Origin of the sequence: Qipengyuania sp. NPDC077410 (genome assembly GCF_044543405.1) — a bacterium.
Classification (GTDB): domain Bacteria; phylum Pseudomonadota; class Alphaproteobacteria; order Sphingomonadales; family Sphingomonadaceae; genus Qipengyuania; species Qipengyuania pacifica.
In genome coordinates, this window is the sequence record NZ_JBITWB010000001.1 from 667,048 (window position 1) to 681,856 (window position 14,809).

General features: G+C 62.9%; 11 protein-coding genes. 9 read left to right on the plus strand and 2 right to left on the minus strand.

All coding sequences use genetic code 11. From position 1 onward, the window contains the following. Position 1 precedes the first annotated feature (1 nt). From ACIGGE_RS03300 to ACIGGE_RS03320, 5 genes are all read left to right on the plus strand, one after another. The gene (locus ACIGGE_RS03300) at positions 2 to 745 is read left to right on the plus strand and encodes an alpha/beta fold hydrolase (RefSeq protein ID WP_397489429.1); all 744 of its coding nucleotides are present in this window, start codon (positions 2 to 4) and stop codon (positions 743 to 745) included. Continuing rightward, complete coding sequence (locus ACIGGE_RS03305; protein ID WP_397489430.1) at positions 742 to 1,581, plus strand: tetratricopeptide repeat protein; 840 nt, start codon at positions 742 to 744, stop codon at positions 1,579 to 1,581. Before ACIGGE_RS03300 ends, ACIGGE_RS03305 begins: the two co-directional genes overlap by 4 nt. After that, on the plus strand, positions 1,578 to 2,555 hold the full coding sequence (locus ACIGGE_RS03310) for an LLM class flavin-dependent oxidoreductase (RefSeq protein ID WP_397489431.1): 978 nt from the start codon (positions 1,578 to 1,580) through the stop codon (positions 2,553 to 2,555). The genes ACIGGE_RS03305 and ACIGGE_RS03310 overlap by 4 nt, the downstream gene beginning before the upstream one ends. 179 nt (positions 2,556 to 2,734) lie before the next feature. Then, positions 2,735 to 7,423, plus strand: coding sequence for an NAD-glutamate dehydrogenase (locus ACIGGE_RS03315; RefSeq protein ID WP_397489432.1), 4,689 nt, complete (start codon positions 2,735 to 2,737; stop codon positions 7,421 to 7,423). Positions 7,424 to 7,468: 45 nt separating this feature from the next. After that, complete coding sequence (locus tag ACIGGE_RS03320; RefSeq protein WP_397489433.1) at positions 7,469 to 8,695, plus strand: NAD(P)/FAD-dependent oxidoreductase; 1,227 nt, start codon at positions 7,469 to 7,471, stop codon at positions 8,693 to 8,695. Here ACIGGE_RS03320 and queG read toward each other — a convergent pair. Beyond that, complete coding sequence (gene queG, locus ACIGGE_RS03325; RefSeq protein ID WP_397489434.1) at positions 8,679 to 9,728, minus strand: tRNA epoxyqueuosine(34) reductase QueG; 1,050 nt, start codon at positions 9,726 to 9,728, stop codon at positions 8,679 to 8,681. The two genes, ACIGGE_RS03320 and queG, sit on opposite strands and share 17 nt — an antisense overlap. 45 nt (positions 9,729 to 9,773) lie before the next feature. Between queG and ACIGGE_RS03330 the strand changes: the two genes are divergently transcribed. The 4 genes from ACIGGE_RS03330 to msrB all read left to right on the plus strand — a co-directional run bounded on the left by ACIGGE_RS03330 (position 9,774) and on the right by msrB (position 14,053). Further along, a complete protein-coding gene (locus ACIGGE_RS03330) occupies positions 9,774 to 10,775 on the plus strand; it encodes an ABC transporter ATP-binding protein (protein WP_397489435.1) in 1,002 nt (333 codons plus the stop codon). Then, on the plus strand, positions 10,772 to 11,983 hold the full coding sequence (locus ACIGGE_RS03335) for an ABC transporter permease (protein ID WP_397489436.1): 1,212 nt from the start codon (positions 10,772 to 10,774) through the stop codon (positions 11,981 to 11,983). The genes ACIGGE_RS03330 and ACIGGE_RS03335 overlap by 4 nt, the downstream gene beginning before the upstream one ends. Before the next feature lie 153 nt (positions 11,984 to 12,136). Further along, positions 12,137 to 13,477, plus strand: a complete 1,341-nt coding sequence (locus ACIGGE_RS03340; protein ID WP_103023922.1) for a cytochrome P450 — start codon at positions 12,137 to 12,139, stop codon at positions 13,475 to 13,477. A gap of 78 nt (positions 13,478 to 13,555) precedes the next feature. Beyond that, positions 13,556 to 14,053, plus strand: a complete 498-nt coding sequence (gene msrB / locus ACIGGE_RS03345; protein WP_103024104.1) for a peptide-methionine (R)-S-oxide reductase MsrB — start codon at positions 13,556 to 13,558, stop codon at positions 14,051 to 14,053. Positions 14,054 to 14,074: 21 nt separating this feature from the next. Here msrB and ACIGGE_RS03350 read toward each other — a convergent pair whose 3' ends face one another. Then, positions 14,075 to 14,707 (minus strand): PilZ domain-containing protein, encoded by a 633-nt coding sequence (locus tag ACIGGE_RS03350; protein WP_103023921.1) that lies wholly within the window; start codon positions 14,705 to 14,707, stop codon positions 14,075 to 14,077. Positions 14,708 to 14,809: the final 102 nt, after the last annotated feature.

The following is a 14,809-nucleotide window of genomic DNA, read 5'->3' on the forward strand; positions in this document are numbered from 1 at the left end:
CATGTTCGACACCAAGCAGTTCACCATGCCCGACGGGCGACGCATCGCCTATCGCCATATCCGTGGGACCGGCCCCGCTCTGGTCTTCCTGCCCGGCTACATGTCCGACATGGCAGGCGGCAAGGCTACCGCCATGTTCGACTGGGCCCGTCGGCAGGGCCGGGCCTGTCTGCTGTTCGATTATTCCGGGTGCGGTCAGAGCGGTGGCAGCTTTGCTGACGGAACCCTGTCGAGGTGGAGAGAGGAGGTCCTGGCGCTGATCGACGCGAAAATCGAAGGACAGGTCGTGATCGTCGGATCGTCGATGGGCGGCTGGCTGATGCTGCTCGCCGGCATGGAACTGGGAGACAGGCTGGCAGGCTTGGTCGGAATTGCTCCTGCACCCGATTTCACCGAATGGGGCCGTTCCGATACGGACAAGGACAAGCTCGCAGCAGGCGAGACCGTCTATGACGACAATCCCTATGGCCCCGAACCGACGCCGACGCATCCGGGCTTCTTCGCCGATGGACAGTCGCAATTGCTGCTGGGCAGCGAAATACCCATCGAAGCGCCCGTTCGGCTGATCCACGGGCAGAGAGATGACGATGTGCCGTGGGATATCAGCACGCGCCTTGCCGAAGCGCTCCGTTCGGACGACATACAGGTCACCTTGATAAAGGACGGCGATCACCGGCTGTCGCGCGATCAGGACATCGCCCTGATATTGCAAACGGTCGAAGCGCTTTCGAAAGGCCCTTCATGATTGCCTCTGCCCTTGCCTTGCTGCTCATGCAGGTCGGCCCTGCACCCACCAGCACCACATTTCCCGACATTCCGGACGAAACGCGCGAACGAGCGCGCCAGACACATGCGGAAAATGCGCCCGCGACCGCCCATGCGGCTAGCGGAAAGCTTGCTGAATGCGTGACGATGGCGGCCGAAGATGCCGAAGCGGCCAGCGATATGGCGCAGAAATGGCGCGAAACCGCCGAAACCCAGCTTGAGCTCGCCCAGTCGGCTCATTGCCTGGGTCTGGCGCTTGTAAGACTGGACGACTTTGAAGGGGCGCAGCAGGCCTTCGATCTGGCTGCCGGGGAAGTTCCTGACGGCGCACCGGCCTATCAGGCACGGCTATCGGCCATGTCTGGCAATGCGGCCATGGCTCAAGGCAAACCGGCCATTGGCGAACTCGCGTTCGGTCGGGCGGTCAGCTATGCTGCAGAGGCAGGCGATACCGTACTTTCTGCCAGCGTTTCGGTCGACCGTGCACGGGCGCTGGTAGCATTGGGTCGCAACGATGAAGCGGCGAAAGCCCTGGCAGAAGCGCGAACCAGCGATCCGGCCAATGCCCGCGCCTGGCTGCTTTCGGCTACCCTTTCGCGCCGCCTCGAACGCTTGGGAGAGGCGCAGGAGCAGATTGCTCAAGCCGCCACGCTTGCGCCGCAGGACCCCGCGGTTGGCCTGGAAGCAGGCGTGATCGCCGCACTATCGGGCAGGGAAGAAGAGGCCCGCCGCAGTTTCGATTCCGTCCTCCTGGTTGCGCCCGAGAGCGATGAAGCCACGCGTGCCCGAGCCTATCTGGAGCAATTGAAACCGTGACCGATTTTTCCATTCTCGACCTCGTCCCGGTCCGCCAGGGCGGCACATTGGGAGAGGCGTTCGACGCCGCCACAACGCTTGCCAGAACGGCGGAAAAAGTGGGTTGCAAGCGTTTCTGGGTGGCCGAACACCACGCCATGGAAGGCATCGCGGGCGGGGCGACATCCGTGGTTCTCGCGCATATCGGCAATGCGACGTCGACCATCCGTATCGGATCGGGCGGCATCATGCTGCCCAATCACACGCCTTTCCAGATCGCCGAACAGTTCGGAACGCTCGATGCATTGTTTCCGGGCCGTATTGATTTAGGTCTCGGCCGTGCCCCGGGCGCCGGGCCCGAGCTGCAGCGCGCCTTGCGCAAGGATCTTCACCGGGCTGCCGAAATGTTTCCGCAGGACGTGATGGAGCTCATGGCGTTCATGGCGGGCGAAACGACAATTCACCCCACCCCCGGACTAGGCGCGAAACCCGAATTCTGGATGCTGGGATCGAGCCTGTTCGGCGCGCAACTCGCCGCGAAGCTGGGCATGCCTTACGCTTTTGCCAGCCATTTCGCCCCGGATCATCTCGATGGGGCGCTCGAGCTTTATCGGCGCGATTTCCAACCGTCCGAGGCATGGGAAAAACCGCATGTCATGGCTGCGATGAACCTGTTCGTCGCCGATACGCAGGACGAGGCGGAATACCTCGCCAGTTCGCAATTGCAGGCGTTCGTATCGCTGCGTACGGGCAAACCGGGCAAGCTTCCGCCGCCCGTCCGCGATTATCGTGGCAGCCTTCCGTCGCAGGCCCAGGCGATGCTGGCCCATATCGGCCAGGCGAGTGCGACCGGAACGCCGCAACAGGCGGCCGACACGGTTCGCGCCTTTATCGACCGCACAGGGGCCGACGAAATTATATTCGGCGGTAGCATGTACGATCCACAAGCGCGCAACCGTTCGCTCGAACTCGCAATGGACGCGCTCGGAAGTTAGGCATGCCGTAACGGCGGGGCAGTTCGGCGGAATGCTCGCATACGTTTGCGAAATTTGCGTTGTGCCACCTTGATAGCCGTTTCCAACCGGCCTAGGCGCGGCGCGCAGGTCGTGGCGCGCACGACTCGGATATTTCCCGGCGCCGAAATGATCCTGCGCCGCAAGGAGAGAGGCCCCTCATGGGTTCGAAGACTGCAGCACTTCCCGGAAAGCTTCAAAACGCCATTACCGAAAGGATGCGGCTTTCGCTGTTGAGCGGCGATACCCCTTTCGAAAAGGCGCGCCTTGCCGATGCCGCCGCATTCGTGGGTGCGTTGGCCGCGGACCGGACTCTGGGCCGATCTTCGATGGCGATCGAAAGCGTGAGCGACGAGCGTCGTCTGACGCGCATTGCCATCGTCAATGACGACATGCCCTTCCTCGTGGATTCGGTGGCCGCCTCCATCGCGGCGCTTGGCCTCTCGATCGACCGGCTCGTCCATCCCGTCATTCCCGTCGAACGGGACAAAAAGGGATTGCTTACCGGCATTCCCGACGGCGATCCGGAAGATGCCTATTGGGAATCGATGATCTACATCGAGGCCGCGCGCGTCGATGCCAAGACCCGCCGCCAGCTCCAGGAAAGCCTCAAGGAAACGCTCGCCGACGTCCGGGCTGCCGTTACCGACTGGGCCGACGTGCAGGAGGCCATGTCTGCAGACGCCGCACGCATCCGCGAGAGCGATGAAGAAGGTGCAGAGCTTCTCGAATGGTTGAATTCGGGGATGCTGACCCAGCTCGGCCATGTCATCCAGATGCGCGGTGGCAGCCAGCAGGATGCTCGCGGTATTTGCCGCAAGAGCGCGAAAGAATTGCTGGCTCAGGCATCGTTCGAGCGCGCGTTCGACTGGTTCGACAAGGGCAAGGATGGGCGCAAGCTGCTCATCATCAAGGCCAATCACCTGAGCAATGTGCACCGCCGCGTGCCGCTGGATCTGTTTATCGTGCCGGTCGAAGAAGGCGGCAAGGTCGTGGCCCTTTCGGTTCACGCAGGGGTTTGGACAAGCGCCGCACTGGCCGCACCGCCCCGCAGCGTTCCGCGCCTGCGCCGTCAGCTCGATGCGCTGCGCGAACGGCATGGCTTCGACGAGACAGGGCATGCCGGCAAGGCGCTGGTTCATGCCCTGACTACGCTTCCTCACGATCTCCTCATCGGGTTCTCCGAAAAGGATGTCGAACGTGTCGCAACGACGATGATGAGCCTCGTTGATCGGCCGCGTCCGCGTCTCGCTCTGGTCGAGGCCCCGCTGGCCCGCCACCTTTTCGCCTTCGTCTGGTTGCCACGCGACATGGTGGCCACACAGGTTCGCCTCGAAATCCAGGCTCTGCTGGAAGAGGCCGCCGCGGCGCGTCTGCTCGACTGGAGCCTCGAGGTGGAAGGCGGAAATCTCGCCACGATCCGCTTCGTGTTCGACATCCGTGACGGCATAGAAGCGCCCGACGAAGCGAAGCTTGAAGAGCAGATGCAGACCCTCCTGCGCGGTTGGAGCGAGGCTGTGGAAGCCGAACTCGGCGCGCTCGAGGATCCGACGCGCGCGGCTGGCCTTGCCCTGCGTTTCGCCGAACATTTTCCCACCGGTTTCCGCGGTCGCTTCGGTCCGCACGAAGCCGCGCTCGATATTGCTCGCCTGCATGATCTGGGGGCCAGCGTTGAAAGCGAGGAAATCGTGCGCGGCGCCCGGTTGTGCTTCGGCGAGGCTGAAGACAAGGGCACGCTGCGCCTGAAGCTGTATCAATCGGAAGGCAGCCTGCCGCTATCGGAAGGCGTCCCTGCGCTGGAGGATTTCGGATTTTACGTTCAGTCCGAGATGCCCACCGTGCTGGATGAGGGCCGTCTTGGCACGATCCACGATTTCCTGCTCGATCTGAAACCGGGCGCCGACCCCAAGGCGCTGATCGACCGTTCCTCGGCAATCGAGGAAGCCATCGCTGCCGTGCTGAATGCCGAGGCGGAAAACGATCCGTTCAACCGCCTGGTCCCCGAAGCGGGGCTGTCGGCTCGCGAAGCGAACTGGCTGCGCGCCTTCTATCGCTATCTGCGCCAGGTCGGGATGAGCTTCACGATCTACACCGTGGTCGATGCGCTTGCAGCAGCGCCCGACGTGACGCGTGCGCTGGTGGCCCTGTTCACCGCCCGTCACGATCCAGAATTCGGCAATGCTCGCGACGAAGCGATCGCGGAAGCCCGTGCGGCGATCAAGCGGGGCCTGTCCAAGGTCAAGGCGATCAATGACGACCGCCTCCTGCGCCTGTACAACTCGCTCATCGATGCGATCCTGCGAACCAACGCATTCGCACCGGCTGCGCATGAAGCGCTCGCCTTCAAGATCGATTCGGCAAAGGTCCCGAACCTGCCCAAACCGGTCCCCTATCGCGAAATCTTCGTCTATTCCCGTCGGGTGGAAGGCATCCACCTGCGCAGCGGGCCGGTTGCCCGCGGCGGGTTGCGCTGGTCCGACCGGCGCGACGACTTCCGCACGGAAATTCTCGGCCTGATGAAAGCCCAGCGCGTGAAGAACGCGGTGATCGTTCCGACCGGCGCCAAGGGCGGTTTCTATCCGAAGCAGCTCCCGAACCCGGCCATTGATCGCGAAGCCTGGGCGGCCGAGGGTCGCGGCAGCTACGAAACCTTTATTCGCACATTGCTGTCGGTCACCGACAACATCGTCGACGACAAGGTCGTTCATCCCGAACATGTGGTCATTACCGATGGCGAGGATCCGTATTTCGTTGTCGCCGCCGACAAGGGCACGGCAACCTTTTCGGACATCGCAAATGCGATTGCCGAATCGAGGGATTTCTGGCTCGACGACGCCTTCGCCAGCGGCGGCTCGAAAGGATACGACCACAAGGCCATGGGCATCACCGCCCGCGGCGCGTGGGTCAGTGTACAGCGCCATTTCCGCGAGATGGGCATCGATGTGCAAAACGAAAGCATCGAGGTTGTCGGTTGCGGCGACATGTCGGGCGACGTGTTCGGCAATGGCATGCTGCTGTCCAAGGCCATCAAGCTTGTCGCAGCATTCGACCATCGCCACATTTTTCTCGATCCGGACCCGGACCCGGCAGCAAGCTGGAAGGAACGTCAGCGCCTGTTCGCTCTCCCGCGCTCGAGCTGGGAAGATTACGACAGCAGCCTGATTTCCAAAGGTGGCGGGGTCTTCCCGCGCGATACCAAGAGCATCAAGCTGTCCAAGGTGATGCAGGCTAAGCTGGATATCGACCAGTCGGCGATCGAACCGGAAGCCCTGATTTCCGCCATTCTCAAAGCGCCAGTGGACCTCATCTGGTTCGGCGGCATCGGCACATACATCAAGGCCAGCCAGGAAAATAACGTCCAGGTGGGCGATCCTGCAAACGACGCCCTGCGCGTGGATGCAGCCGATGTGAAAGCCAAGGTCATCGGAGAAGGCGCCAATCTGGGCATCACCCAGGCAGCCCGCATCGAATTTTCGCTGCATGGCGGCCGCTGCAACACCGATTTCATTGATAACTCGGCCGGGGTCGATTGCTCCGATAACGAGGTCAATATCAAGATCGCACTGGCCGCGGCCAAGCGGTCGGGCAAGCTGAGCGAACCCAAGCGTGTGGCGCTGCTCGAATCGATGACCGACGAGGTCGCCGAGATCGTGCTGGAGGATAACCGCCTGCAAGCGCTGGCGCTTTCAATCGCCGAACAGGGCGGCGCTGGCGCGGTACCGCCCCAGCTGCGCCTGATCGAGGCGCTGGAAGATCGCGGGGCGCTGGACCGCCAGACGGAAGGTCTCGCATCGAGCGAGGCTCTGGGGCGCAGAACGTCGGAAGGTATGGGCCTGACCCGGCCTGAACTGGCTGTACTGCTCTCCTCGACCAAACTGGTGCTGCAGGAGGCCATCGAACAGAGCAGTCTCCCAGACGATCCGAGCGTTGCCGATCTGCTGCTCGACTACTTCCCATCCGCGATGCGCAAGAAGTTCAAGGCGCAGATCGAAGGGCACCAGCTACGGCGTGAAATCATCGCAACTGCACTGGCCAACCGCTTCGTCAATCGCATGGGCTTCGTGCATCCTTTCGAACTGTCGGAAGAAGAAGGTGTCGGCCTGGCTGACGTCACCGCGGCGTTCATCGTGGCGGACAGGCTCTTCGGCGCGAGTGAACTGTGGGCGGAGCTTGAAACGGCTGCCATGCCCGAAGATGTTCGCATCTACCTTTTCCGCCATATGGCCGGTGCGCTTCGCAGCCAGATGGCCGATCTCATCCGGGTCGGCGCCAGCACCATTCCCCCGGGCGAACTGATCACGAGCCTTCAGGACCGCGTGAAGCGCCTGATGACGGGATCGGAAGAATTGCTGACCGACGCATCGATCAGGCAGTCCAACAAGCTGCGCGCAGAATTCGTCGACATGGGCGCTCCTGACAAGCTCGCCGCTCGCGTCACCCACCTTTATGACCTGGACGGCGCGGTTGGTCTGGCTTCTCTCTCGCGCAGTGCCGAGATCGACGTGCGGGAACTCACCGCTGCGTTCACCGATCTGGGCGAACGCATCGGCCTCGACTGGGCGCAGAGCACGTCGGCCATGATGAACCCGTCCGATGTATGGGAACGTCTGCTTGTCGCCGGCCTTTCGCGCGACTTCCAGCAGATGCGGCTCGAGTTCCTGCGCCGGCTCTCGCGGCGCAAGGATGCGAAGAAGGATCCGGTCGGTACCGTCGCCATCTGGGCGGAAGAACATGCCGCCGCAATCCGCCAGTTCCGCACCATGGTCGGGCGCGCGCAGGCCCAGGGTGAAGTCGCTCCGGCCACGCTAGCGCAGGTGGCCAGTATGGCTCGCAACCTGCTGGCTCGATAGGACTGAGCTTGACCGGCTGGCGTTTTCGCGCCAGCCAGCGCGGCAATGGAACATTTCGATGTCGTCATCGTGGGATCGGGGCACGGCGGTGCGCAGGCAGCCATCGCCCTGCGGCAGAACGGTCATGAGGATACCATCCTCATGGTCAGCCGCGACCGCAACCCACCGTACGAACGACCGCCGCTGTCGAAGGAATATCTCGCAGGCGAAAAGCCGTTCGAGCGGATCCAGATCCGGCCCGAAAAATTCTGGGCAGACAAGAATGTCGAACTTCGTCTCGGCAGGAACGTCAACGAAGTCGATCCGATTGCGCGCGAACTGGTTCTGTCGGACGATACCCGGATTACCTATCGCAAGCTGATCTGGGCTGCCGGTGGCGATGCCCGACGGTTATCCTGCCCGGGCAGCGATCTGAACGGTATCCATTATGTCCGAACGCGGCGCGATGTCGATACGCTGAAGGAAGAGCTGGCCGGAGGTGCAAAACGGGCTGTCATCGTCGGCGCCGGCTATATCGGGCTCGAGGCGGCGGCGGTGCTGCGCAAGCTGGGCTGCGAAGTTACCGTGGTGGAAATGCAGGACCGGGTCCTCGCGCGGGTCGCGGGCCCCGAACTTTCGGATTTCTATGCCGCCTACCACCGCGAACAGGGTGTCGACTTGCGGCTGTCCACCGGGGTCGAGGCAATCGAAGGGGCAGATGGCCGGGTCAGCGCTGTTCTGACCGATAGCGGCGAGAAGATCGCCTGCGACGTCATCATCGCCGGTATCGGCATCGTTCCCTCCGTCGGGGCCCTGATCGCTGCAGGAGCGGCAGGATCGAGCGGCGTCGATGTCGATACGTTCTGCCGTACGACGCTGGACGACATCTACGCCATCGGCGACTGCGCGGCGCATGCCAATCCCTATGCCAACAACAAGGTCATCCGCCTCGAGTCAGTACAGAATGCCAATGATATGGCCACCGTCGCTGCGAAGGCGATCATGGGCGACAAGCAGGATTACGATGCAGTCCCGTGGTTCTGGTCGAACCAGTACGACCTGCGACTGCAGACTGTCGGGATCTCCATCGATCATGACCGGGCGGTTCTGCGCGGCGATCCGGCGGACAAGAAATTCAGCGTGGTCTATCTGTGCGAGGGGCGGGTCGTGGCGCTCGATTGCGTCAACAACACCAAGGATTACGTTCAGGGTCGCAAGCTGGTGATGGACCGCGCAGAGATCGAGCCGGAGCTGCTTGCGGACGCGACTGTTCAGCTCAAGGAGCTGCGCTGATCCGCGCAAGCGCCCAGCGGGCGGCATCGGCGACGACGGGGTCTTCATCCGAACACAGACCGCGTACGAACGGCGCCAGACTGGCTGAACCGCTGTTGCCGGCTGCATAGAGACAGTTCCGCACGAAGCGGTTGCGGCCGATGCGCTTGATGGGCGAGCCAGAGAAGAACTGGCGGAAGCCGGCATCGTCGAACTGCAAGAAGGCTGCGAGGTCGGGTGCGGCAAGTTCCTGGCGCGGGGCGAGCTTCAGATGGCGGTGCGCGGCATCGGCGAACTTGTTCCAGGGGCAGACAGCCAGGCAGTCGTCGCAGCCGTAGATGCGGTTGCCGAGGAGGGGGCGGAGATCTTCCTCAACCTCGCCCTTATGCTCGATGGTCAGGTAGGAAATGCAGCGACGCGCGTCCAACTTGTAGGGGCTGGGGAAGGCATCGGTCGGGCAGGCATCCTGACAGGCGCGGCAGGAGCCGCACAGGTCGCGGCCCGGGGTGTCGTGCGCGAAGTCCAGGGTCGAGTAGATCGCGCCGAGAAACAGCCACGAACCGTGGTTGCGGCTGACCACGTTCGTATGCTTGCCCTGCCACCCGATCCCGGCCGCTTCGCCGAGCGGCTTTTCCATCACCGGCGCCGTATCGACGAAAACCTTGAGTTCGCTTTCGGGCGCACGTTCGATGAGCCAGCGCGCCAGGGCCTTGAGCGTCTTTTTCACGACATCGTGATAATCGCGCCCCTGTGCATAAACCGAGACACGCGCCTTTTCCGGGTGCGATTCCAGCGCCAGCGGATCGATGTCGGGCGCATAGCTCATGCCGAGCGCGATCACGCTTCTCGCTTCGGGCCATAGCCCCTGCGGCGAGGCGCGCTGGGCCTTGCGCGCTTCCATCCATTCCATCGACCCGTGACGGCCTTCGCCCAGATATTCTTCGAGGCGCGCGGCACGCTGCGGATCGGGCGCAGCCGAGGTGAAGCCGCAGGCGACGAAGCCCAGCCGCTGCGCCTCCTTGCGCAAATCATCCTGCAATTCCGCGTTAACCACGCTTGCGTGTGCTCCCGTTCACTGCCAGCCGCTATCGATGCGCCCATGCTTACCGAGACAGGCACCATGACGCGACCCCCGGCCGACGGCCATCGTCCGCTCGCTATCGAGGCGCGCGGACTGGTCAAGCGCTTCGACGACACACTGGCTGTCGACGGGGTGGATATTTCCGTGTCCGAAGGCGCGATCTACGGCATTCTGGGCCCCAACGGCGCAGGCAAGACGACGACACTGCGGATGTTGCTGGGCATCATCGACCCCGACGAAGGCGTGCGCCGCGTGTTCGGCAACGACCGTCCGCACGAAGTTGCCAAGCTGATCGGCTACCTGCCCGAGGAACGCGGCCTGTATCCCGCAATGAAATGCGACGATGCGATCGCGTTCATGGGCGCACTGCGCGGCCTGCCGCTGGCCGAAGGCAAGGCGCGTGGACGTGAATTGCTGGAAGGGCACGGCATGGGCCATGCGATCGACCGGCAGATCCGCCAATTGTCGAAGGGCATGGCGCAGACTGTACAATTGCTCGGCACGCTGGTGCATCGCCCGAAGCTGGTGGTGCTGGACGAACCGTTCAGCGGGCTCGACGCGATCAATCAGGGCAAGCTGGAAACAATGATTCGCGAACTGGCCCTGGGCGGAACGACAGTCATCTTTTCCACTCACGTCATCCACCACGCCGAACGACTGTGCGATGAAGTGGCGATCATTGCCGGAGGCAAGGTGCCCTATGCCGGATCGGTGGATGTGGCGCGCGACCGCATTCCTGCGCAGGTCCGGCTGGAGACGCGCACCGGCGAAGGCGTCTGGTGCAGCGCCCTGCCCGCAGACACCCGCCACGACGTGAAGGCCAACGGCAGCCATTTCTGGTATTTCCCCGTGCCAGAGAGCGGAATCGAAGCTTTGCTGAAACCCCTGATCGAGGGAGAAGCCGGAATCCTGTCACTGTCGATCGAGCGCGCCGGCCTGCACGATGCCTTCGTCGAGATAGCCGGCGAAGCAGCGGCCCGCGCGCTTCGCGAGGGCAGCGGTGAAGGAACCGGGCAATGAGCGATACCACGCGCCTGTCGCTGTTCGAAGCGGCCCGCGTCGTTGCCCGGCGCGACTTCCATGCCATCCTCTTCAGCCGGGCATTCTTCTTTTTCCTGCTCGGCCCTCTGTTCCCGATCATCATCGGTGCGATGGCAGGCGGGATCGGCGGTCAGGTGCAGCGCGATGCAAACACGAGGCTGGTGGCCGTTGCCATGAGCGAACCCGATGCCCAAGCGATGGTCGAGGCCAGAGCCCGGCTGGCGCCGCAAATCGGTATGGCGCTGCCCGAACTGGGCATTGCCAGCAGCGCCGAAAGGCCCGAGGCGATCCTGCGCGAAAAGAGCAGGAACTACATCGCCGTCGTCAGTGGTACACCCGGGGCCCCGCAACTGACCGGCCCGCAGGATAGCATCGACTTCTGGCGCGGCCCGATCGCCCTGATCGCTGCGGAGGCGCGGACGGGAACCGTCGCATCCTTCCCAGCAGTCCAGGAGAACCCGGTCGAGACCAGTGTCGCTGCGCAACGCACCGACCGCATCCGTACGGCGCAGGCTGGGCAATTGCTGCTTTTCCTGCTGATGATGCTGCTGGCCGGAATGGTGCTGTCCAATCTGGTCGAGGAAAAGGCGAACAAGGTCATCGAGGTCCTCGCAGCGGCCATTCCGATGGACGCCGTGTTTCTGGGCAAACTGGTCGCCATGCTGGGCGTCAGCTTCGTGGGGATCGCCGTGTGGGCCGTAGCGGGCGGGGCGATAGCCCTGCTGGCCGGTAATGCCCTGCCGCAATTGCCCGAACCGGCGCTGGGCTGGCCGCTCTTCATCGCCTTCGGGATCGTCTATTTCGCAATGGGCTATCTGCTGCTGGGGTCGCTGTTCCTGACGATCGGCGGAATGGCGGCGACCGTGCGCGAAGTGCAGACCATGTCGATGCCTGTCACCATGGCGCAATTGCTGGTGTTCTTCCTGGCCGCTTCCGCGATCACCAGCCCTGGATCGCCCCTGGAGATCGGCGCAGCGATTTTCCCGCTATCCTCACCTTTCGCGATGCTGGCCCGCGCCGCACAATCGGAAGCCTTGTGGCCGCATATGCTGGCCCTGGCCTGGCAGGCCCTGTGCGTGATCCTGTTCGTGAGGTTCGGCGCGATGATCTTCCGGCGGCGCGTGATGAAATCGGGCAAGGGCGGACGCGCGCGAAAGCCGCGGTTCGGCAAGGCACGATCGGCGTGATGCCGGCAATCGCAGGGCCCTGACCGGCGAAGCTGACCGAAAGATCGGTGGCGATTTGCAACGCACTATTGACACACGTGTCAGTTAGGGCAGGATGGCGGGAAAGAGGGAGGCTGAACGTAAAGAATCGCCCCCTCTCGAGAGGAGAGAGACATGGCAACCGCTGCAATCGAACGCCCCCAGTGCCGCACATCGCCCAGTGCCCATCAGGCGCTGAAACAGCATTTCGCGGAACACCCCGAAGACAAGCTGCATCATCCCCACAAATGGGATGTCAGCCGCAGCGATATTTATGCCGAGAATACGTGGCATCCGATCTTCCGCGAAATGCGCGAAGCCGGGCCCCTGCACTATATCGATGACAGCCCCTTCGGCCCGTACTGGGCCGTGGTTGGTCACAAGGCGATCCAGCATATCGAGGCCCTGCCCGATACGTTCTCTTCAAGCTGGGAGCATGGCGGGATCACTATCCTCGAGCGACTGACCGATGAGCAGCTTGCCGAGCGCGGGCTGGACGAACGCCGCGAACTGCCGATGTTCATTGCCATGGACCGGCCCCAGCACACCGGCCAGCGGCGCACCGTTGCGCCCAAGTTCACGCCCAGCGGCATGGCCGAGATGGAAGGGGAGATTCGCCAGCGCACCGGCGAACTGCTGGATTCCCTACCCCGCGGCGAGGTGTTCGACTGGGTCGACACCGTCAGCATCGAACTGACCACCGGCATGCTGGCGATCCTGTTCGGGTTCCCCTGGGAGGACCGCCGCCTGCTGACGTTCTGGTCCGACTGGTCGGGCGACACGGAGCTGGCCACCGTACGCGAGCTGGACGAGGTGCGCTGGGGCATACTTCAGGAAATGGCGGCCTATTTCCAGTCGCTATGGATCGAGCGCACGCACGACAAGGAACCGGGCGACGATCTGATTTCCATGATGATCCATTCCGAAGCCATGAACCAGATGAGCCCGCAGGAATTCATGGGCAATCTGATCCTGCTGATCGTTGGCGGCAACGACACCACGCGCAATTCGATGAGCGGTTTCGTCTATCAGCTCGACAAGAATCCCGAGCAGCGCAAGCTGTTCGAGCAGGATCCTTCGATCATTCCGAATGCCGTGCAGGAAATGCTGCGCATGCAGACCCCGCTGGCCCATATGCGCCGCACCTGCGTGGAAGACACCGAGGTATTCGGCCAGCAGATCAAGGCCGGGGACAAGGTCGTGCTGTGGTATCTATCGGCCAATCGCGACGAGGAAGTGTTCGAAAACCCCGACAAGCTGGACCTGACCCGCGAAAACGCCCGCCGCCACATCGCTTTCGGTTATGGCATTCACCGCTGCGTGGGAGCCCGGCTGGCCGAACTACAGCTGCGCATCTTGCTTGAAGAACTGCACAAACGGCGCATGCGGGTGCATCTTGCCGGGGACATCGAGCGGGTCAAAGCGAACTTCGTCCACGGCTTCCGCAAGCTCGAGGTCGAAATCACCGATTTCTGAGGCTGTGTAACCTTTCACCCGTTTCAAGCGTAGGTTCAGGCGTGGGGTGCTATTCCCCATGCCATGAACCGAGACACCATGACTCAGCATACCCTCAACCGTCGCCGCCTGCTCGAGTGGGTCGGCGCGTCCGTCAGCTTTGCCACACTGGCCGCCTGCGGCTCCGGCCGAGCCGAAGCCAAGAATTTCCCGGTCAAACTTTCCGAGGCGCAATGGCGCAAGAAGCTGACGAAACAGGAATTTGCGGTGCTGCGCGAGGCGGCGACCGAACGGCCCTATTCCTCGCCGCTCAATGACGAGAAGCGGGCCGGCACATTCGTGTGCGCGGGATGCGGCAACGGGGTCTACAGTTCCAAGACCAAATATGATTCCAAAACCGGCTGGCCCAGTTTCTGGCAGGCGCTGGACAAGGGCGCGGTCGGCACCACCACCGATTACAAGATCGGTTATCCGCGGACCGAGGTCCACTGCGCCGACTGCGGCGGCCATCTTGGGCATATTTTCGATGACGGCCCCAAGCCGACGGGCAAGCGCCACTGCATCAATGGCGCAGCGATGGACTTCAAACCTGCCTAGGCCGTTCGGCCGGGGTCCGGATTACATCGTGTCCTGCACCAGGATCGGGCACTGGACCCTGACGGCGAGCATGGCGAATTCGCGCAGGGAGAAAGTGTCTTCGAACACTAGGCCGTAATTGGCATCCCTGCGCCAACGCACTTTGCAACGCACATCGGGCATATGTTCACAGCCGATCGTCAGCCGCTGATCGATGGCGAAAACGTGGTCGCATTCGATGCGCGAGCCCTGCTGCGACAGGTTGACGGTGAACGCCTCCGTCCGTCCGGCGAGGCTGGTGACCGTCAGCGGCAGCATGATGTTAAGCCGCAGGGCGCGCTTGGGATAGCTCCAGTTCTCGCGAATCAGGCGATCTACGGCAACCGGCGCGGCGAACCGATAGCTGGCATCGAAGCCGTCGCTGCGGACCAGTTCGAGTTCGTAGGTTTCGCCGTTCTGGAGTTCGAGCGCGACCGCCTTGTCCGTCGGCAGGGCATGGAAGGTCCGGATCGACACACCGGTCGAGGACACGTCGCGGATGACGCAGACGAATTCGCCCTGGCCGCAAACGAGCTTCGCGGCGCGGATGAGCGACACGAAACGCGGTGCGCCGCGCTGATCGGCGGTGTCGGAAGGCGCCTGTTCGCCCGTGTCGAGTCCGTTGGTGTAATCCATCGTCCCTTGCTTCCCGATTGCACACAGCCGCGTACTGGCTGCTGCGGCAACACTGCACGAACACCCCTTCGAACCGCGCTAATAAGGGGTTAGGGGTTAATG